Annotated in this window: 17 protein-coding genes and 5 pseudogenes; 7 read left to right on the top strand and 15 right to left on the bottom strand. The window is 65.8% G+C overall.

Annotation, left to right across the window (positions count from 1 at the left end; genetic code table 11):
- The 5 genes and pseudogenes from BN4332_RS27855 to BN4332_RS27835 all read right to left on the bottom strand — a co-directional run.
- A pseudogene (locus tag BN4332_RS27855) lies at positions 1-304 on the bottom strand (lipid-transfer protein); the annotation flags it as partial.
- A gap of 2 nt (positions 305-306) precedes the next feature.
- The gene (locus tag BN4332_RS27850; RefSeq protein WP_064848233.1) at positions 307-699 is read right to left on the bottom strand and encodes a MaoC family dehydratase; all 393 of its coding nucleotides are present in this window, start codon (positions 697-699) and stop codon (positions 307-309) included.
- Positions 700-707: 8 nt separating this feature from the next.
- A complete protein-coding gene (locus tag BN4332_RS27845) occupies positions 708-1673 on the bottom strand; it encodes a bifunctional MaoC family dehydratase N-terminal/OB-fold nucleic acid binding domain-containing protein (RefSeq protein WP_066902783.1) in 966 nt (321 codons plus the stop codon).
- Positions 1670-2833: an acyl-CoA dehydrogenase FadE29 gene (gene fadE29, locus BN4332_RS27840; protein WP_066902781.1), complete on the bottom strand. Its 1164-nt coding sequence runs from the start codon at positions 2831-2833 to the stop codon at positions 1670-1672. The genes BN4332_RS27845 and fadE29 overlap by 4 nt, the downstream gene beginning before the upstream one ends.
- A pseudogene (locus BN4332_RS27835) lies at positions 2833-3213 on the bottom strand (acyl-CoA dehydrogenase family protein); the annotation flags it as partial. The gene fadE29 and the pseudogene BN4332_RS27835, both read right to left, overlap by 1 nt.
- On the opposite strand from BN4332_RS27835, the pseudogene BN4332_RS27830 reads away from it, so the two are divergent.
- Positions 3206-3448: pseudogene (locus BN4332_RS27830) on the top strand (hydrolase); the annotation flags it as partial. The pseudogenes BN4332_RS27835 and BN4332_RS27830 sit on opposite strands and share 8 nt — an antisense overlap.
- Positions 3445-4338, top strand: coding sequence for an LmeA family phospholipid-binding protein (locus BN4332_RS27825; protein ID WP_066902779.1), 894 nt, complete (start codon positions 3445-3447; stop codon positions 4336-4338). The pseudogene BN4332_RS27830 and the gene BN4332_RS27825, both read left to right, overlap by 4 nt.
- Positions 4339-4383: 45 nt before the next feature.
- Here the strand turns inward: BN4332_RS27825 and BN4332_RS27820 are convergent.
- The 6 genes and pseudogenes from BN4332_RS27820 to BN4332_RS27795 all read right to left on the bottom strand — a co-directional run.
- A pseudogene (locus BN4332_RS27820) lies at positions 4384-4548 on the bottom strand (2-deoxyribose-5-phosphate aldolase); the annotation flags it as partial.
- Positions 4545-4958, bottom strand: a complete 414-nt coding sequence (locus BN4332_RS27815) for a DUF2599 domain-containing protein (RefSeq protein WP_066902775.1) — start codon at positions 4956-4958, stop codon at positions 4545-4547. The gene BN4332_RS27815 and the pseudogene BN4332_RS27820, both read right to left, overlap by 4 nt.
- Positions 4959-4962: 4 nt before the next feature.
- Positions 4963-5247 carry a DUF2516 family protein gene (locus BN4332_RS27810; RefSeq protein WP_066902773.1) on the bottom strand — a complete coding sequence of 95 codons (285 nt, stop codon included), beginning with the start codon at positions 5245-5247 and terminating at the stop codon, positions 4963-4965.
- Positions 5248-5313: 66 nt separating this feature from the next.
- A complete protein-coding gene (locus BN4332_RS27805; RefSeq protein WP_066902771.1) occupies positions 5314-5964 on the bottom strand; it encodes a heparin-binding hemagglutinin in 651 nt (216 codons plus the stop codon).
- A 63-nt stretch (positions 5965-6027) separates the two neighbouring features.
- Positions 6028-6423: a helix-turn-helix domain-containing protein gene (locus tag BN4332_RS27800; protein ID WP_066902769.1), complete on the bottom strand. Its 396-nt coding sequence runs from the start codon at positions 6421-6423 to the stop codon at positions 6028-6030.
- A gap of 90 nt (positions 6424-6513) precedes the next feature.
- The gene (locus tag BN4332_RS27795) at positions 6514-7842 is read right to left on the bottom strand and encodes a DUF445 domain-containing protein (protein WP_066902787.1); all 1329 of its coding nucleotides are present in this window, start codon (positions 7840-7842) and stop codon (positions 6514-6516) included.
- Positions 7843-7948: 106 nt separating this feature from the next.
- Between BN4332_RS27795 and BN4332_RS27790 the strand changes: the two genes are divergently transcribed.
- The 3 genes and pseudogenes from BN4332_RS27790 to BN4332_RS27780 all read left to right on the top strand — a co-directional run.
- Positions 7949-8653: a TetR/AcrR family transcriptional regulator gene (locus tag BN4332_RS27790; RefSeq protein ID WP_066902768.1), complete on the top strand. Its 705-nt coding sequence runs from the start codon at positions 7949-7951 to the stop codon at positions 8651-8653.
- Between the two features lie 4 nt (positions 8654-8657).
- The gene (locus BN4332_RS27785) at positions 8658-9527 is read left to right on the top strand and encodes a polyphosphate kinase 2 family protein (protein WP_066902765.1); all 870 of its coding nucleotides are present in this window, start codon (positions 8658-8660) and stop codon (positions 9525-9527) included.
- Positions 9528-9632: 105 nt separating this feature from the next.
- A pseudogene (locus BN4332_RS27780) lies at positions 9633-10478 on the top strand (endonuclease domain-containing protein); the annotation flags it as partial.
- An 89-nt stretch (positions 10479-10567) separates the two neighbouring features.
- On the opposite strand, the gene BN4332_RS27775 reads toward BN4332_RS27780, so the two are convergent.
- The 4 genes from BN4332_RS27775 to BN4332_RS27760 form a co-directional block, all read right to left on the bottom strand.
- The gene (locus tag BN4332_RS27775; RefSeq protein ID WP_066902761.1) at positions 10568-11443 is read right to left on the bottom strand and encodes a cyclopropane mycolic acid synthase family methyltransferase; all 876 of its coding nucleotides are present in this window, start codon (positions 11441-11443) and stop codon (positions 10568-10570) included.
- Positions 11444-11594: 151 nt separating this feature from the next.
- Positions 11595-12455 (bottom strand): 3-hydroxybutyryl-CoA dehydrogenase, encoded by an 861-nt coding sequence (locus BN4332_RS27770; protein ID WP_074133206.1) that lies wholly within the window; start codon positions 12453-12455, stop codon positions 11595-11597.
- Positions 12456-12561: 106 nt separating this feature from the next.
- A complete protein-coding gene (aceA, locus tag BN4332_RS27765; protein ID WP_066902757.1) occupies positions 12562-13848 on the bottom strand; it encodes an isocitrate lyase in 1287 nt (428 codons plus the stop codon).
- 255 nt (positions 13849-14103) lie between these two features.
- Positions 14104-14925, bottom strand: coding sequence for an acyl-[acyl-carrier-protein] thioesterase (locus BN4332_RS27760; RefSeq protein WP_066902785.1), 822 nt, complete (start codon positions 14923-14925; stop codon positions 14104-14106).
- Positions 14926-15044: 119 nt separating this feature from the next.
- On the opposite strand from BN4332_RS27760, the gene ramB reads away from it, so the two are divergent.
- Both ramB and BN4332_RS27750 read left to right on the top strand, forming a co-directional pair.
- Positions 15045-16460 (top strand): acetate metabolism transcriptional regulator RamB, encoded by a 1416-nt coding sequence (gene ramB, locus BN4332_RS27755; RefSeq protein WP_066902755.1) that lies wholly within the window; start codon positions 15045-15047, stop codon positions 16458-16460.
- Between the two features lie 28 nt (positions 16461-16488).
- Entirely contained in the window at positions 16489-17040 is a 552-nt protein-coding gene (locus BN4332_RS27750; protein WP_066902753.1) for a carboxymuconolactone decarboxylase family protein, read from the top strand.

Genomic DNA, 17040 nt, shown 5'->3' with positions numbered 1-17040 from the left:
CGACTTCCGCGACGCCGGACGCGACGGCCAGAGCCGCCTGCTGAACGGTCGCGGCCGCGGCGCCGCCGCCGTAGCCGATCTGGCTGAAGAACTTCAGATCCCCGATCCCGGTGGAGCGGGCCACGGCAGTCTCCAGGTTGGAGTCCATCGTGAAGGTGACCAGACCGTCGACGTCGGACGGCTTGAGGCCGGCGTCGTCCAGTGCGTCGAGGACGGCCTCGGCGGCCAGCCGCAGCTCGCTGCGACCGGAGTTCTTGGAAAAGTCGGTGGCGCCGATGCCGGCGATGGCCGCCTTGCCGGAGATGCTCACTGTGCTCCCATGGTCAACGTTGAGGTGGCGATGACGTGATCGCCAAGACTGTTGCTGCCCACTACTTTCAGGGTCACCAACTCGCCGTCGACCGCGGTCACCTCCCCGCGGAAGGTGATCGTGTCGTAGGCGTACCACGGCACACCGAGACGCAGCTTGATCGACTTGATGATGGCGTTCGGGCCGGCCCAGTCGGTCACATAACGCCCTACCAGACCGGTGTCGGTCAGGATGTTGACGAAGATGTCCTTCGAGCCCTTGGCCTGCGCCTTGTCCCGGTCATGGTGCACGTCCTGGTAGTCCCGGGTGGCGATCGCCGTCGAGACGATGAACGTCGGGTCGCCGTAGATCGAGAGCTCGGGCAGCTTGGTGCCCACAGTCACGTTCATAGTGGCAGTCACTTCGCCGCCTCCCATGCGTACAGAGTCCACGCCGGACTGACCTCACTGTCGGGGAAGTCGATGAACGTTGCCTGGACCGGCATGCCGATCTTCACGTCGTCGTGTTCGACGCCGCGCAGCTCACCGAGCATGCGCACGCCTTCTTCGAGTTCCACCAGCGCGATGACGAACGGCAGGCTGCGGCCCGGCACCTTCGGTGCGTGGTGCACGACGTAGCTGAACACCGTGCCCTTGCCCGATGACACGACGTAATCGGCCGGCGCTTCTTTGTCGGCCCAGACCGCGGGGACCGGCGGGTGCTGCAGCGAGCCGTCCGGCCGCTTCTGGATCCGCAATTCGTGGGCGTTGACGCCGTCCCAGAAGAACTGGGTGTCACGCGACGAGGACGGACGCATCAGCTTGTCAGGGTCCAGATCGGCTGGGATCGAACCGCTTTCGGCGGCTTCGGCGCCCTGCTTGTTGGCCGGCAGGAACTTCATGATCCGCCAGTCCATGTCAGCGACTTCCTCGTCGCCGACATGCCACCGGATCTTCTGGTTGACGAAGTAGCCCTCACCGAGGGCCGTCTGCTTTGGTCCCACCACATCGGTGACCTCGGCGCTGATGCTGACCCGCTCGCCTGGCTGCAGGTAGCGGTGGTAGGTCTGATCGCAGTTGGTGGCGACCACGCCGACATACCCGGCGTCGTCGAACAACTTCATGATCCGGGCCAGCGGGTCGTCGTCGGACCGGGTGCGACCCAGTCCCATCATGGTCCAGACCTGGATCATGGCCGGCGGCGCCACGATGCCGGGATGCCCGGCGGCCTTGGCGGCTTCCTCGTCGACATAGATCGGGTTCTTGTCGCCGATCGCGTCGACCCAGTGGTGAATCATGGGCTGGTTCACCGGATCCCGGCTCAAGGTCGGCTTGCTGCGCCCGGTGGCGACGATCTCGTCGATGCCCGCCTGCAGGTCGCTCATCGGGTCACCCTCGGCACCCGCAGGCCCGACGCCGCGATCATCTCGCGCATGACCTCGTTGACGCCACCGCCGAAGGTGATCACCAGGTTGCGCTTGGTCATCTTGTCCAGCCACACCAGCAGTTCGGCCGTCTCCGGGTCGGCGGGATTGCCGTAACCGCCGACGATCTCTTCGGCCAGCCGGCCGACTTCCTGCAACCGTTCCGTAGAGAACACCTTCGTCGCGGCCGCGTCGGCCACGGCGATGGTCTCGCCGGAGGCCGCAACCTGCCAGTTGAGCAGCTCGTTGATCCGCCAGATCGACTTGATCTGTCCCAGAAGGCGTTTCACGGCGTCCTGCTCGATCGGGGTGACACCGTCCGAACCGGGCTTCGACGCCCAGGTATGCACCTGGTCATAGATGCCGGCGATGCGGCCGGCCGGCCCGAGGCCGACCCGTTCGTGGTTGAGCTGGGTGGTGATGAGCTTCCAGCCGCCGTTCTCCTCGCCGACGAGCATGTCGGCGGGGACCCGCACATCGTTGTAGTACGTGGCGTTGGTGTGGTGCGCCCCGTCCGACAGGATGATGGGGGTCCAGGAGTAGCCCGGATCCTTGGTGTCGACGATCAGGATCGAGATGCCCTTGTGCTTGGCCGCGGTCGGATCGGTACGGCAGGCCAGCCAGATGTAGTCGGCGTCGTGCGCGCCGGTGGTCCACATCTTCTGGCCGTTGACGATGTATTCGTCACCGTGGCGCACCGCGGTGGTGCGCAGGGAGGCGAGGTCGGTGCCGGCATCGGGCTCGGAGTAACCGATGGCGAAATGCACCTCACCGGCGAGGATTCCGGGCAGGAACTTCTTCTTCTGTTCCTCGGTGCCCAGCGCCTGCAGGGTGGGGCCCACGGTCTGGAGGGTGACCATCGGCAGCGGGATGTCGGCCCGGTTGGCCTCGTTGATGAAGATCTGCTGCTCGACCGGGCCGAAGCCCAGACCGCCGTACTCCTTGGGCCAGCCGACTCCGAGCTTGCCGTCACTGCCCATGCGCTTGATCACCGCGCGGTAGGCCTCGTTGTGCCGGTCGGACTCCATCGCCTTGGCCTCTTCGGGCGTGATGAGAGTCGAGAAGTATTCCCGCAGTTCGGATTGCAGCGCGCGCTGCTCCGGGGTCAGATCGATGTACATTACGCTCCCACCAAATCGAGGCGATGCGCTGGCCCGCCCAGCAGCCGGGTCAGGTCCTTGATCGAAGAGTAGTAGCGGTCCATCGGGTAGGTGATGTCCATACCCATGCCGCCGTGCAGGTGATGGCAGAGCCGCATGGCAGGCGCGGCTTGCGAGGCGAACCAGTAGCCCAGGATGGCGAGATCCTCGTCGGCGTCGAGCCCCTCGGACAACCGCCAGACCGCGGAGGTGGACAGCAGAGAGATCGTCCGCGACGCGATGTAGACCTCGGACAGCTGCGCCGCCACGGTCTGGAACGTCGAGAGCGGGCGACCGAACTGCTCGCGCGTGGCCACGTAGTCGGCGGTCAACCGCAGCGCACCCGCGACCAGGCCGGCCGCCGCGGTTGACCAGGCGTATCCGGGTGCCGAGATCGCCAAGGCGGGGCCGACGGGCGTCGGCGGCAGCCTGGTGGCCTCCCCCACCGGCGAGGTCCTCACCTCGGCCGGCCCGGACCCGCAGTTGCTGGTCTTCGACATCGACCCCGACGCTGCCAGCGGGGTCCGGGACACCATCGCTGTGCTGCAGAACCGCTCACAGTTCGCTCAGTCCGGTAAGGCACAATCGCTGGGGTGACCGATCCCTGGGCTCGCCCAACCGACCAGTCCCCGCCAGCGCCTTCCGAGGCGCTGCCCCCGCAGCCACCCGCGCCGGACCAGCCGGTTCAGGCCGAACAGCCGGCCCCGTCCGCCCCCGAACAGGGCTCGTCGGCCGCGTCCAAGGTCAAGAAGCTGCTCTCGGATCCGCTGTCGGTCGTGCTGGTCCTGGTCATCGTGGGGGCCCTGGTCGTGGCCGGGCTGCTCGGCGGCGAGCTCTACGCCCGAAACCGCGCCGACCAGATCGTCGCCGCCACGGTCGAATGCATCGTCGGGGACGGCGCGAAGGCGACGTTCGATCCGCTGCCCCCGTTCCTGATGCAGCACATGTCCGGGCACTACACCAACATCAACGTCGAGACCGCGGGCAACCAGATCCGTGAGGCCAAGGGAATGCAGGTGAAGCTGGGCATCGAGGATGTCCGGATCCAGGAGACGGCCGATTCCAGCGGCACCGTCGGCTCGCTGGTCGCCGACATCACCTGGAGCACCGACGGCATCCGCCAGACCGTGGCGGACATGGTCACGCTGCCGTTCATCGGCTCGGCCATCTCGGACGTCCGGACCAACCCGTCGAACGGGACCATCGAGCTCAAGAGTCTGCTCGGCACCATCACCGCCAAGCCCACGGTGGTCAACAAGGGCATCTCACTGCAGATCGTCGACCTGAACGCGATCGGCCTGTCCTGGCCGCGGGAGACCCTGCAGCCGATCCTGGACAAGTTCACCGCCCAGATCACCGAGGACTACCCGATGGGGATCCACGCCGACAGCGTGCAGGTAACCGACAGCGGCGTGGTGGCCAAGTTCTCCACCACCAACGCCAAGATGCCCAAGCCCGCCGACGACCCTTGCTTCGACAAGCTCTGACCTTCTCCCACGCCGGCGCTACGGTTNCAGGCCCGCCGGCCGCACCGCCACCGCGGCGGCCACCAGCGACGGCGAGACACAGACCGAGAACACCCCGAGGTCAGCGGCCTCGGCCACCAGCTTCTCGACGTCCGCGACCGTGGCCTCGGGCTTGAGCAGGGTGTGGTCGACCAGCGCGGCGACCTGGCTTCGGGTGTAGCCGCCCATCACAACGGTTCCTCACTGCCGCCGGGGTTGCACCCGGCGGCCAGCATCGCCTCGGGCGCGACCTCGGGGCGCCACGGCTCCAGGTTCCAGCTGGTCTTGCCCGGTTCGGCCATCTCGGCGAAAGTCCAGTGGCACAGGAACTGCTCGTGCATGCCCGGGATGTCGGCGTCCGGGGACTGCGCCAGCACCTCGGCCCAGGCCTGCTCGGCCTCGGCGGTGCTGTTCGGCGTGCGGGTGAGCGCGCGGGCGGCGTCGGTCGGGTACACCCGCAGGCTCGACAGGTCGCCCCATTTGGCCCATTCGACATGGTCGACGTAGACAGAGCCGGGGGCGGCTCCCGCGGTGGGCGCGAAGCTCAGTGCGGCGCACAGCACGACGCCCGCCGCGCCGAACGCGGCCAGTGGTGAGCGCATCGGGTCAGCGCGACTTTCCCTGGATTTCAAGCAGTTTCGGCCGGACGTCGACCAGATAGACACCGGTGGCGCAGGCCGAGATGGCGGCCCCGAAGGCGTCGCGCAGCAGCAGCGCCAGGAGCAGGCCCACGCCCAGGATGGCCAGCCACACCGGCTTGGTGAGCTTGCCGGTGGCCGTATAGGCATCCGGACGCTGCATGGCGGCGTGCACGAGCGCATAGACGCCCACGAAGAAGACGACGGCGACGAGGACAAACAGAATGACGCCCGCAAGGTTGGCAAGTTGCACCTCACCAGCCTATGCGGGCGTCATCGTCAGCGTCGACCGACGGGCGGTACCCGTCGCGACGCCGTTCTACTTCTGGGTGACCTTCTTGGCCGGAGCCGCGGTCTTCTTGGCGGCCGGCGTGGTCTTCTTGGCCGGGGTGGCCTTGGCCGGGGCGGCCTTCTTGGCGGCCGGGGCAGCCTTCTTGGCCGGAGCAGCCGGAGCGGCCTTCTCGGCAGCCTTCTCGGCCTTCTTCGGCAGCTCGACGCCGACCAGCTTGGCGGCCCGCTCGCCGACCGCGCGGGTCTGCGAGGCAACGGTGCCCAGCGCGTCCTGGGTCAGCTCGGTGACCTGGTCGGTGTAGCCCTCGACCCGGTTGGCGGCCTCTTCGATGGCCGGCTGGTTGCGCAGGCGCTCCAGCGCCGCCTCGCCACGCTCGACGAGCTTGTTGTAGGTCGCGGTGGCCTGATCGGCGTAGCCCTCGGCGGCCTTGCGCAGCTCCTCGGAGGAGAACCGGTCGCGCAGCTCCTCGAACTGGGTCGGCAGGTCTTCCTGCAGCTTGGTCAGCCGGGCGCGGCCTTCCTCGACGCGGGTGTTGGCGTCGGTGCGGGCCTCTTCGGCACGCTCGCGCAGGCTCGCGACGATCTCGTTGACCGTGGCCAGGGCCAGATCGGCGGCGCCTACGGCGGCCAGCAGCGGGGCCTTGAGGTCTTCGATGGTGGGCTGAGTCTTGTCGGTCATGTGAATTCCTCTCTCAGGATGGGCAATTCATGCGGGTTTTGTTATCGGGGCAGCTGGTGAGGGTCAGTCAGTGGACGGCTCCTCACCTTCAACGGCTTCGTTCTGTTGACGGAACGAGGTGTAGATGTCGAGCAGCACCTGCTTCTGCCGCTCGGTGATCCCCACGTCGTTGACGATGGCGTCGCGGACCTCGCTGGGCTCGCTGGGTTCCAAGATCCCGGCGCGCACATAGAGGACTTCCGCAGACACCCGCAGTGCCTTCGCGATCTGGTTGAGCACGTCGGCGGAGGGTTTCCGCAATCCCCGTTCGATCTGACTCAGATAGGGATTGCTGACGCCGGCCTTCTCGGCCAACTGCCGAACCGATACCTGCGCCGCCTCACGCTGGGCTCGGATGAAGCTTCCGATGTCCTGCGCAGCGTTGGAGACGACTGCCGCGAGATTTTCGTCTTGCGCCATGTCATTCCCCCTCGTAGCCCGGGTATCCGTTAACGACGAAATTCACGCTACGACGGGGTGCTAACTTTTGCAAGCACTAGTTAGCGCAGGTCAGAAGAGTAGTTGGGCTATCGAATAGATGATCAGACCCGCCAACGAGCCCACTACGGTGCCGTTGATCCGGATGAATTGCAGGTCACGCCCCACATGAAGCTCGATGCGGCGGCTTGCCTCGTCGGCGTCCCAGCGCTCGATGGTCTCGGTGATGATCGCTGTGATCTCGGTCCCATATTCGGCAACCAGGTGTTTTGCGGCCCGGATGATCCAGCCGTCCACCTTGTCGCGCAGCTCGGCGTCGTCACGCAACGATTCGCCGATGCGCATCACCGAGTCGGCGATCCGGGTCCGCAGGGCCGAGGACGGGTCGTCGACCGACTCCAGGATGATCCGCTTGGCCGCCGCCCAGGCCGTCTCCGCCGCCCGGGTCACCTCGTCGCGGCCCATCAGCTGGTCCTTGATGTTCTCCGCGCGCTGAATCGTCGCGTCGTCGTGCTGCAGATCGTCGGCGAACTCGAACAGGAACCGGGTCGCCGACCGCCGCAGCTCGTGGTCCGGGTTGCGGCGCACCTTGTCGGTGAAGTCCATCAGTTCACGGTGGATCCGATCCCCCACCAGGTGATCGACCCAGCGCGGCGACCAGGTCGGCGAATCCCGCTCGATCACCCGCTCGATGACCTCACCGGAATTCAGCGACCACTGGAAGGCCCGGTCACACAGCAGCTGGATCAGGGCCTCCTGACGGCCCTCCTGCAGCAACGTCGAGAGCACCCGGCCGATCGGCGGGCCCCACTTCGGCTCGGCGATGCGCTTGACGATCATCCGGTCCAATACGTGCTGCACGTCCTCGTCGCGCAGCATCTCGACGCCGACCCGCAGCACGGTCGAGGTCTCGGCCGCCACCCGCTCGGCGTGCGGACGGTCGGACAGCCACTTGCCGAGCCGGCCCGCCACCTCGGCGTCGCGCAACTTGGTCGCGATGACCTCGGGAGACATGAAGTTCTCCCGGACGAAGGTGCCCAGCCCCTCGCCGAGCTGGTCCTTCTTGCGCTTGATGATGGCCGTGTGCGGGATCGGGATGCCGAGCGGATGCTTGAACAGCGCGGTCACCGCGAACCAGTCGGCCAGCGCGCCGACCATGCCCGCCTCGGCCGCGGCCCGCACATACCCGACCCAGGGCGCGGCGCCCCGCGACTGGGCCCAGGTGCACAGCAGGAAGACCACCGTGGCGCCGATCAGGAAGCTCAGCGCCACCAGCTTCATCCGCCGCAAACCCCGACGCCGCTCGGCGTCGGCCGCGCTGTCCGCGCCGGACAGTGTCTCGGCGAAACTTTGCCGCGGGCCCGTAAGCGCCCGGACTTCCGGGTCGATGCGATGTGCCACCTTTCCATCTTGCGCCATCACGGCGCATGAGGGCCTGACCCACAGACCGGTAACCGCAGTTTCGCCGTACTATCAAGTGGAACTAGGGAATGGGACTACTGCGACTGTGGCACAGCAGACTCCGCCGGTGGCGGTGAAGACCGATGGACGCAAACGGCGCTGGCACCAGCACAAGGTGGAGCGACGCAACGAACTGGTAGACGGCACCCTGGAAGCGATCCGGCGCCGGGGCAGCAACGTCAGCATGGACGAGATCGCCGCTGAGATCGGGGTGTCCAAGACCGTCCTCTACCGCTATTTCGTCGACAAGAACGACCTCACCACCGCAGTGATGATGCGCTTCGCGCAGACGACGCTGATCCCGAACATGGCCGCGGCGCTGTCGTCGGACCTCGACGGGTTCGACCTGACCCGCGAAATCATCAAGGTCTACGTGCAAACCGTTGCCGCCGAACCCGAGATCTATCCGTTCGTGATGGCCAACAATTCGGCGAGCAAGAGCAAGGCGGTCGCCGATTCCGAGCAGATCATCGCCCGCATGCTGGCCGTCATGTTGCGCCGCCGGATGGCCGCGGTGGGCATGGACACCCGCGGTGCCGAGGCGTGGGCGTTCCACACCGTCGGCGGCGTCCAGCTGGCCACCCACTCGTGGATGTCGAACCCGCGGATGACCGCCGACGAACTGATCGACTACCTGACCATGCTGTCGTGGAACGCGTTGTGCGGCATCGTCGAAGTGGGTGGCTCGCTGGAGAAGTTCAACTCGCTGCCGCACCCGTCACCGGTTTTGCCACCACAGCTGCTTGACTGATCGGGTGAGCGACAACGCCGACCTGCCTGCCCTGTGGACCCACGAACCGCACGAGCATCTCGTCTTCCGCCCGGGCGACAAGGTCTCGCGGATCGACGCCAACGGCACACCCGGATTTCGCGGGAGCAAGAGCGATGCCCCCACGCTGCAGACCGAGCGCAATCTGAGACTCGCCTCGCTGCAGGAAATGCTCTACGCGCGCTCCAAGAGCGGTGACGACAACCGCTCGGTGCTGCTGATCCTGCAGGGTATGGATACCGCGGGCAAGGGCGGCATCGTCAAACATGTTGTGGGAGCAGCTAACCCGCAGGGCGTCCGGTACACCAGCTTCGGCAAGCCCACCGAGGAGGAACGGGCCCACCACTACTTGTGGCGGATTCGCAACGCGCTGCCACCGGCCGGTCACATCGGGGTCTTCGACCGCTCCCACTACGAGGACGTCCTGATCGTCCGCGTGCACAACCTGGTTCCCCCGGACGTCTGGGGTGCCCGCTACGACGAGATCAACGCCTTCGAACGCGAACTGGTCGATTCCGGCACCACGCTGGTGAAGGTGGCCATGTTCGTCTCGCTCGCCGAGCAGAAGGAACGCCTGGCCGAGCGGCTCGAGCGGCCGGACAAGTACTGGAAGTACAACCCGGCCGACATCGATGAGCGCATGCTCTGGCCCAAGTACCAGGAGGCCTACCAGGCCATGCTGGAGAAGACGTCCACCGACTACGCGCCCTGGCACATCGTGCCGTGCGACAAGAAGTGGTACAGCCGGCTGGCCATCACCGAGCTGCTCATCGAGGCCCTCAAGAGCCTCAACATGTCCTGGCCGCCGCCGGACTTCGACGTCGAGGCCGAGAAGAAGCGGCTGGCTTCTGCTTAGCGCCGAGACGACGCTTTCTGGCGCGTTTTGTGGGATTTCACCCCATAAACCGTCGTCTCGGCGCTGGGCGGAACCAGATACCCGTCCGCCGCGTCGAATATCGGTGTGGGAGACATCGTCGTGGCGAGCGAGGCGCTGTCCGCCGGGTCCGTCACCCGCCATGCGTTGCAGACCCGGTACCGCAAACTCCATCAAAACGTCTACATCTCAAGAGATTTCGTTCTCAACGCCCATGCCCGCGCGACGGCAGCCTGGCTGTGGTCCGGACGCGCCGCCACGCTGGCCGGCTACTCCGCGGCAGCAGTGCTGGGCAGCAAGTGGCTGCCTGATGACGCACCGGCCGAGCTCGCCCGGATCCGCTATCCGTCCCCACCCGGAATTCTGATCCACACCGGCGCGATCGCCGACGACGAACTCGACGCGGTCGGCGACATGACCTGCACCAGCGTTGCCCGCACGTGCTACGACATCGGGCGACGGCGCCCGCTCGACACCGCGATCATCCGGATCGATGCGCTGCTCAACGCCACCCAGGTCGGCGTCGACCGGGTGGCGGCCATCGCGCAGCGCTATCCAGGCGCCCGAAGGATCCGTCGCCTACGGACGGCACTCGCCCTCGTCGATGCGGGAGCAGAATCCCCGCAAGAGACACGACTGCGGCTGCTGCTCGTCCGTGGCGGCCTCCCCCGGCCGGTCACCCAGATCCCGGTGGCCGACGAGTGGGGCCGGGTACAGCGGCGGATCGACATGGGGTGGCCGGAGTGGATGGTCGGCGTCGAGTATGACGGCGAGCAGCACTGGACGAGCCCGGAGGACCACGAGAACGAAATCGTCAGGCTGGAATTCCTGGCGTCCCGAGGGTGGACGATCGTGCGGGTCAGTGCCCGTCAACTGCGTTGTCGAGGGCCCGAGATCTTGGCTCGCGTGACGAGGGCTCTCGCCGGCGCAGGTTACAGCACCTACAAAAACGCCGAGACGACGCATTTTGGGGCGATTTCGAGGAATCCCCGCCAAAATGCGTCGTCTCGGCGCAAAGAGAACTACTTGACCAGCGTGAACTGGCCGATGTTGGTGATGCCCCGGCGGAAGAAGTCGGCGCAACCGGTCAGGTACTTCATGAACCGGTCGTAGACTTCCTGCCCCTGCAGGGCGATGGCCTCTTCCTTCTTGGCTTCGAGGTTGGCCGCCCACATGTCCAGCGTGCGCGCGTAGTGCGGACGCAGCAGGTGGATGCGCTCCAACTTGAAGCCCGAGCCGTCGGCCAGCTTCTCGATGTCCTCGACGGCCGGAAGCTGCCCACCGGGGAAGATCTCCTCACCGATGAACTTCATGAACTTCAGGTCGCTGATGGTCAGCTTGATGCCGTTCTCGCGGAAGAACTGCTGGGTGTGCGCCAGGATCGTGTGCAGCAGCATCCGGCCACCGTTGTCGGGCAGGATGTTGTAGGCCCGCTCGAAGAAGATCGGGTAGCGCTCCTGCTTGAAGGCCTCGAACGCGCCGATCGACACGATGCGGTCGACGGGCTCGTTGAACTCTTCCCAGCCCTGCAGCCGGATATCGACGTTGCGGTTGGTGTCGATCTTGGCCAGCCGCTTGCGGGCGTAGTCCGACTGTTCCTTGCTGAGCGTGATACCGATGACGTTCACGTCGTGTTTGATCAGCGCGCGCTCCAGGCAGCCGCCCCAGCCACAGCCGATGTCGAGCAGCGTCATACCCGGCTTGAGGTCCAGCTTGCCCAGTGCCAGGTCGAACTTGGCGTTCTGCGACTCCTCGAGGTTCATGTCCTCGCGCTCGTAGTAACCGCAGGTGTAACCCATGGTCGGCCCGAGGAAGAGTGCGTAGAACTCGTTCGAGATGTCGTAGATCGACTGCGACTCCTCGTAGTACGGAGCAAGATCGGACTCGACATTAGACATGCGAAAATTTACCTCTTTGCGTTTTCTGCTGCTGACGACCGACGGTTTGGGGCCGACGCGTGTTTTCCACGCAGACTCTATAGAGCGAGCCAGCAGGCCCTACTGTGGGTAGACTAGCTAAGCCTCGGCCATAGTGCCAGCGCGGGTTGGTTCAGTACTTGTAGAACCCCTGGCCCGATTTTTTGCCGAGCTGCCCGGCTTCCACCATCCGCAACAAGAGTGGCGGAGCGGCGTACAAAGGCTCCTTGAACTCGTCAAACATCTTGTCGGCAATGAGCTTCAGGGTGTCCAGTCCGACCAGATCGGACAACCGCAGCGGGCCCATCGGGTGGGACAGACCGGCCACCACGGCCTTGTCGACATCGTCAATTGTGGCAAAGCCGCCCTCGACCATCCGAATGGCCGACAGCAGGTATGGAACCAGCAACGCATTGACGACGAAACCGGACCGGTCAGAACAACGCACGACCTGTTTTCCGAGGACCGTGCTGGCGAATTCCTCGACGCGCGCCGCGGCGGCATCGGAGGTAACCAGAGTGCTGACCAATTCGACCAACGGCAACACCGGAACCGGGTTGAAGAAGTGCAGCCCCAGCACTCGGGCCGGGTTCTCGGTGGCCGCGGCCAATTTCATGATCGGGATGCTCGAGGTGTTGGAGGCCAGCACCGCGTCGGGGTCGGCGATCACGCGATCCAGGTCGGCGAAGATCTTCGCCTTGACGTTCTCGTCCTCGATGACGGCCTCGATGACCAGCTGACGGTCGGCCAGATCGTCGATCGTGGTGGTGAACTTGAGTTTGCCCAGCGCGGCGTCCTTCTCGCGCTCGGTGACCTTGCCGGCACTGACCGCACGCTCGAGCGACTTGGTGATGCGGTTGCGTCCGGCGGTGACCAGCGCGTCGCTGGTCTCGAAAACCAGGACGTCGACGCCGGCGCGCGCGGACACCTCGGCGATACCCGCGCCCATCTGGCCGGCACCGATAACGCCTACTCGTTCAATTTGATTGCTCACTACTTCACTTTCGTCTCAAGATCCGGACATGCGACAGGCCCCGCCCAAGAATTCTGAGCGGGGCCTGCTGCTGTCAACCTTCGGGGGTCGAGGGTCTAGCCGAAGATCAGTGGAACTGACCCTCTTCGGTGGAACCGGCCAGCGCGGTGGTCGAGCTGTTCGGGTCAACCGTGGTGGCGATCCGGTCGAAGTAGCCGGCGCCGACCTCGCGCTGGTGCTTGGTGGCGGTGTAGCCACGCGACTCGGCGGCGAACTCGCGCTCCTGCAGGTCGACGTAGGCCTTCATCTGCTCGCGGGCGTAGCCGTAGGCCAGGTCGAACATCGAGTAGTTGAGGGCGTGGAAGCCGGCCAGGGTGATGAACTGGAACTTGAAGCCCATCGCGCCCAGCTCGCGCTGGAACTTGGCGATGGTGTCGTCGTCCAGGTGCTGCTTCCAGTTGAAGGACGGCGAGCAGTTGTAGGCCAGCATCTGGTCCGGGAACTCGGCCTTGACGCCCTCGGCGAACTTCTTGGCCAGCTCCAGGTCCGGGGTGCCGGTCTCCATCCAGATCAGGTCGGAGTACGGCGCGTAGGCCTTGGCGCGGGCGATGCAGGGCTCGAGGCCGTTCTTGATCCGGTAGAAGCCCTCGGAGGTGCGCTCACCGGTGATGAACGGGCGGTCACGCTCGTCGACATCGGAGGTGATCAGGGTGGCGGCCTCGGCGTCGGTGCGCGCGATGACGACGGTCGGCACGTCGGCGACGTCGGCGGCGAGACGGGCCGAGGTCAGGGTGCGGATGTGCTGCTGGGTCGGGATCAGCACCTTGCCACCGAGGTGGCCGCACTTCTTCTCCGAGGCGAGCTGGTCTTCCCAGTGCGAACCGGCGACACCGGCGGCGATCATGGCCTTCTGGAGCTCGTAGACGTTGAGCGCACCACCGAAGCCGGCCTCACCGTCGGCGACGATCGGGGCGAGCCAGTTCTCGACGGAGGTGTCGCCCTCGACCTTGGCGATCTCGTCGGCGCGCAGCAGCGCGTTGTTGATGCGGCGGACCACCTGCGGCACCGAGTTGGCCGGGTAGAGGCTCTGGTCGGGGTAGGTGTGGCCGGACAGGTTGGCGTCGCCGGCGACCTGCCAACCCGACAGGTAGATGGCCTTGAGGCCGGCGCGGACCTGCTGGACGGCCATGTTGCCGGTCAGCGCGCCCAGCGCGTTGACGAAGTCCATGTCGTGCAGCTGCTCCCACAGCACCTCGGCGCCACGGCGGGCCAGGGTGGCCTCCTCGACGACGCTGCCCTGCAGCGCGACGACGTCAGCCGGGGTGTAGGTGCGGGTGATGCCCTTCCAGCGGGGGTTGTGATCCCAGTCGTGCTGGATCTGCTCCGGTGACTTGGGGGTGCCCACGGTCGACATAGGACTGCTCCTTCGGTTTGGTTCGGCCACCGCGGTTTCCTTGCTAACGCCGCAGCAGCTTCACTGGTGTGCTAATCCGAAGATGGCACAACCTATATCCGCAGGTCCACCCGTTTCAGTTGCCAACTTTCGCCAAAGCGCTTAGTTAACTTGCAAAGGTTGCGAAGAAATATGATGGCTGTACCGGTTCAGAAGCTACCGACGAGTAGGCCAAAGGCGCAGGTCAGTACGCTCGTACTGTTAAACCGGCGGGGGTCAGAGTGAGAACAGCGATGCGATGGCTTTTGTCTCGTCGCCGACGGCATATGTGAGCGTTCTAACAGTGCGGTCGGTGAGCTCTTCGCCGAATTTGTCGGTCGACCCGGCCGGGTGAACGTGCGACAGGATCTCGAGCTTCTCGCCCAGGGCCACCGCGGCGTCATGCTCGATGGTGACCCGCAGCGGCTTCTCCAGCAGCTCGGGATGCGAGTACAGGTAATCCTCGATCACCGTCCAGTAGACGGAGTTGTTCATGTGGTCGAACAGGTCGATGTCGGACACCCGCACCGGGTACTCGCGGATCTCCGCGGCGTCCTCACGGCTGCCCGCCTTGAGGTAGGACTTCCAGCGCAACCGGGCCTCGTCGGTGGTGCGGCGCAGGCCGGCCAGGAAGTCGTCGGAGATGCGGGCCGGCCCCTGGGTCTCGCGGTTGATGTTGATCCAGAACGCCTCGGATTCCATCAGCCCGCCCTTGCGACCGTCGATCCGCACGCGCATCTCGCACCACCGGTTGGAGGTCCCGGAACACCAGCGCCGCATCCGCAGCATGTCCTGGAACTCGATCGGCTTGATCAGGTCGATCATCGTGCGGCGCACGATCCACAGCGGATGCGTCTCCTCGAACCCGAGTTCGCGAAGGTGGTCGGAACCGATGTCCTGGATATGGCGTGCCGCGGCGTCGAACCGCAACCGGCCGACCCGGTCGATATCACCCACGCGCAGCGGCCATTCCCGGTCGAAAACATCGGGATGGGGATCGGGCACCGGCATCATCACCTTGTTGAGCCCGGTGGTCGAGTTCTGCGCGGTTCCCGTCATGGTCATCTCCCAGTCGCTGTCGCCTGAGCCGATCATGCCAGGCAGCCCGATGATGCCAGTAGCACCCAAACTGCCAATAATGCTAAGGCCACCTTCGCAGCGTTGTTAGGCTGTTTGACGTGGCAAAAACGTTCGTTGGTGCGCGGGTGCGGCAACTGCGGAGCGAGCGTGGCCTCAGCCAGGCGGCGCTGGCCCAGATGCTGGAGATCTCGCCCAGTTATCTCAACCAGATCGAGCATGACGTACGCCCGTTGACGGTGGCGGTGCTGCTTCGCATCACCGAGGTATTCGGGGTGGACGCGACCTTCTTCGCCTCCCACGACGACACCCGCCTGGTCGCCGAGATGCGCGAGGTGGCGATGGATCGCGACCTCGGTGCCGACATGGAGATCGGCGAGGTCGCCGACATGGTCGCGGCATATCCGAATTTCGCCCGCGCAATGGTCAACCTGCACCGTCGCTACCGGCTGACCACGACCCAACTGGCGGCCGCCACCGAAGACCGCTATTCCGACGGCAGCGGCAGCGGTTCGATCACCATGCCGCACGAGGAAGTCCGGGATTACTTCTATCAGCGGCAGAACTACCTGCACGAGCTCGACACCGCCGCCGAGGATCTGACCGCCAAGATCCGGATGCACCGCGGCGACCTGGCCGGCGAGCTGGCCAACCGGCTGACCACCGCGCACGGGGTCCGGATCGTGCGCCGCATCGATCTGGGCGACACCGTGCTGCACCGCTATGACCCGGCCACCAAGACCCTGGAGATGGGCAACCACCTCTCCAGCGGCCAGCAGGTGTTCAAGATGGCGGCCGAGCTGGCCTTCCTGGAGTTCGGTGAACTGATCGACAAGCTGGTCGACGAGGGCATGTTCACCAGCGACGAGTCCCACACCTTGGCCCGGCTCGGGCTGGCCAACTACTTCGCCGCGGCGACCGTGCTGCCCTACCGGCAATTCCACGATGTGACCGAGAACTTCCGGTACGACGTGGAGCGACTGTCGGCGTTCTACTCGGTGAGCTACGAGACCATCGCGCACCGGCTGTCCACCCTGCAGCGGCCGTCGATGCGCGGCGTGCCGTTCTCGTTCGTCCGGGTCGACCGCGCGGGCAACATGTCGAAACGCCAGTCCGCCACCGGCTTTCACTTCTCGTCGTCGGGCGGCACCTGCCCGCTGTGGAACGTCTACGAGACGTTCGGCAATCCGGGCAAGATCGGGGTGCAGATCGCCCAGATGCCCGACGGACGCAATTACATGTGGGTGGCGCGCACCGTGGAGCGCCGCGCTTCGCGCTATGGACAGCCGGGCAAGACCTTCGCGATCGGGCTGGGTTGCGAACTGCGCCATGCCCATCGGCTGGTGTACTCCGAAGGCCTGGATCTGTCCGGTGAGGCGGCCACACCCATCGGGTCGGGCTGCCGGGTGTGCGAACGCGACAACTGCCCGCAACGTGCGTTCCCCGCGCTCGGGAAGGCGCTCGACCTCAACGAGCACCGCTCGACGGTGTCGCCGTATTTGGTGCGGCAGCCGTAGCCCCGCGACCTGTGCCAGACTCGGCTGGGTGAGTGCACTCGAGCCGGCCCGCATCGCGCCGGGCGGATTCCGTGAGCTGGGCCCGGTCAACTGGGCCATCGCCAAGCTGGGCGCCAGGGCCATCCGGGCACCGCGGTTCACCCTGATGAACGTGCTGGGCCAGCACAAGCTGCTGTTCCTGGCCTGGCTGCCGTATTCCGGGCTGCTGCTCGGACCGCTGGGCAAGCTGCCACGTAAGGATGCCGAGTTGGTCATTCTGCGGGTGGGCCATCTGCGGGACTGCGAGTACGAACTGCAGCAGCACCGCAGGTTGGCGCGCAGCCGCGGCGTCGACGAGAAGACCCAGGCCCGCATTTTCGAGGGGCCCGACGCCGAGGGCCTGACCGACCGCCAGCGCGTCCTGATCACCGCGACCGACGAGTTCGTCGTCACCCGGTCGGTCTCGGCCGAGACCTGGGCCGCGCTGTCGGCGATCCTCACCAAGCAGCAGCTCATCGAATTCTGCATGCTGGCAAGCCAATACGACGGCCTGGCGGCCACGATGACGACGCTGCGGATCCCGCTGGACTTCCCCGATTAG

The sequence above is a fragment of the Mycolicibacterium houstonense genome, assembly GCF_900078665.2.
In the GTDB taxonomy this organism is placed as follows: domain Bacteria; phylum Actinomycetota; class Actinomycetes; order Mycobacteriales; family Mycobacteriaceae; genus Mycobacterium; species Mycobacterium houstonense.
The sequence above is the reverse complement of the archived record's forward strand: the minus strand, read 5'-3'. Positions and strand labels throughout refer to the sequence as shown.

Excerpts from the sequence above, each read along its gene's own strand:
- BN4332_RS27815 (WP_066902775.1), bottom strand. The coding sequence starts at position 4,958 with ATGCGCTCACCACTGGCCGCGTTCGGCGCGGCGGGCGTCGTGCTGTGC.
- fadE29 (WP_066902781.1), bottom strand. The coding sequence starts at position 2,833 with ATGTACATCGATCTGACCCCGGAGCAGCGCGCGCTGCAATCCGAACTG.
- BN4332_RS27850 (WP_064848233.1), bottom strand. The coding sequence starts at position 699 with ATGAACGTGACTGTGGGCACCAAGCTGCCCGAGCTCTCGATCTACGGC.
- BN4332_RS27800 (WP_066902769.1), bottom strand. The coding sequence starts at position 6,423 with ATGGCGCAAGACGAAAATCTCGCGGCAGTCGTCTCCAACGCTGCGCAG.
- aceA (WP_066902757.1), bottom strand. The coding sequence starts at position 13,848 with ATGTCGACCGTGGGCACCCCCAAGTCACCGGAGCAGATCCAGCACGAC.
- BN4332_RS27845 (WP_066902783.1), bottom strand. The coding sequence starts at position 1,673 with ATGAGCGACCTGCAGGCGGGCATCGACGAGATCGTCGCCACCGGGCGC.
- BN4332_RS27775 (WP_066902761.1), bottom strand. The coding sequence starts at position 11,443 with ATGTCTAATGTCGAGTCCGATCTTGCTCCGTACTACGAGGAGTCGCAG.
- BN4332_RS27805 (WP_066902771.1), bottom strand. The coding sequence starts at position 5,964 with ATGACCGACAAGACTCAGCCCACCATCGAAGACCTCAAGGCCCCGCTG.
- BN4332_RS27760 (WP_066902785.1), bottom strand. The coding sequence starts at position 14,925 with ATGACGGGAACCGCGCAGAACTCGACCACCGGGCTCAACAAGGTGATG.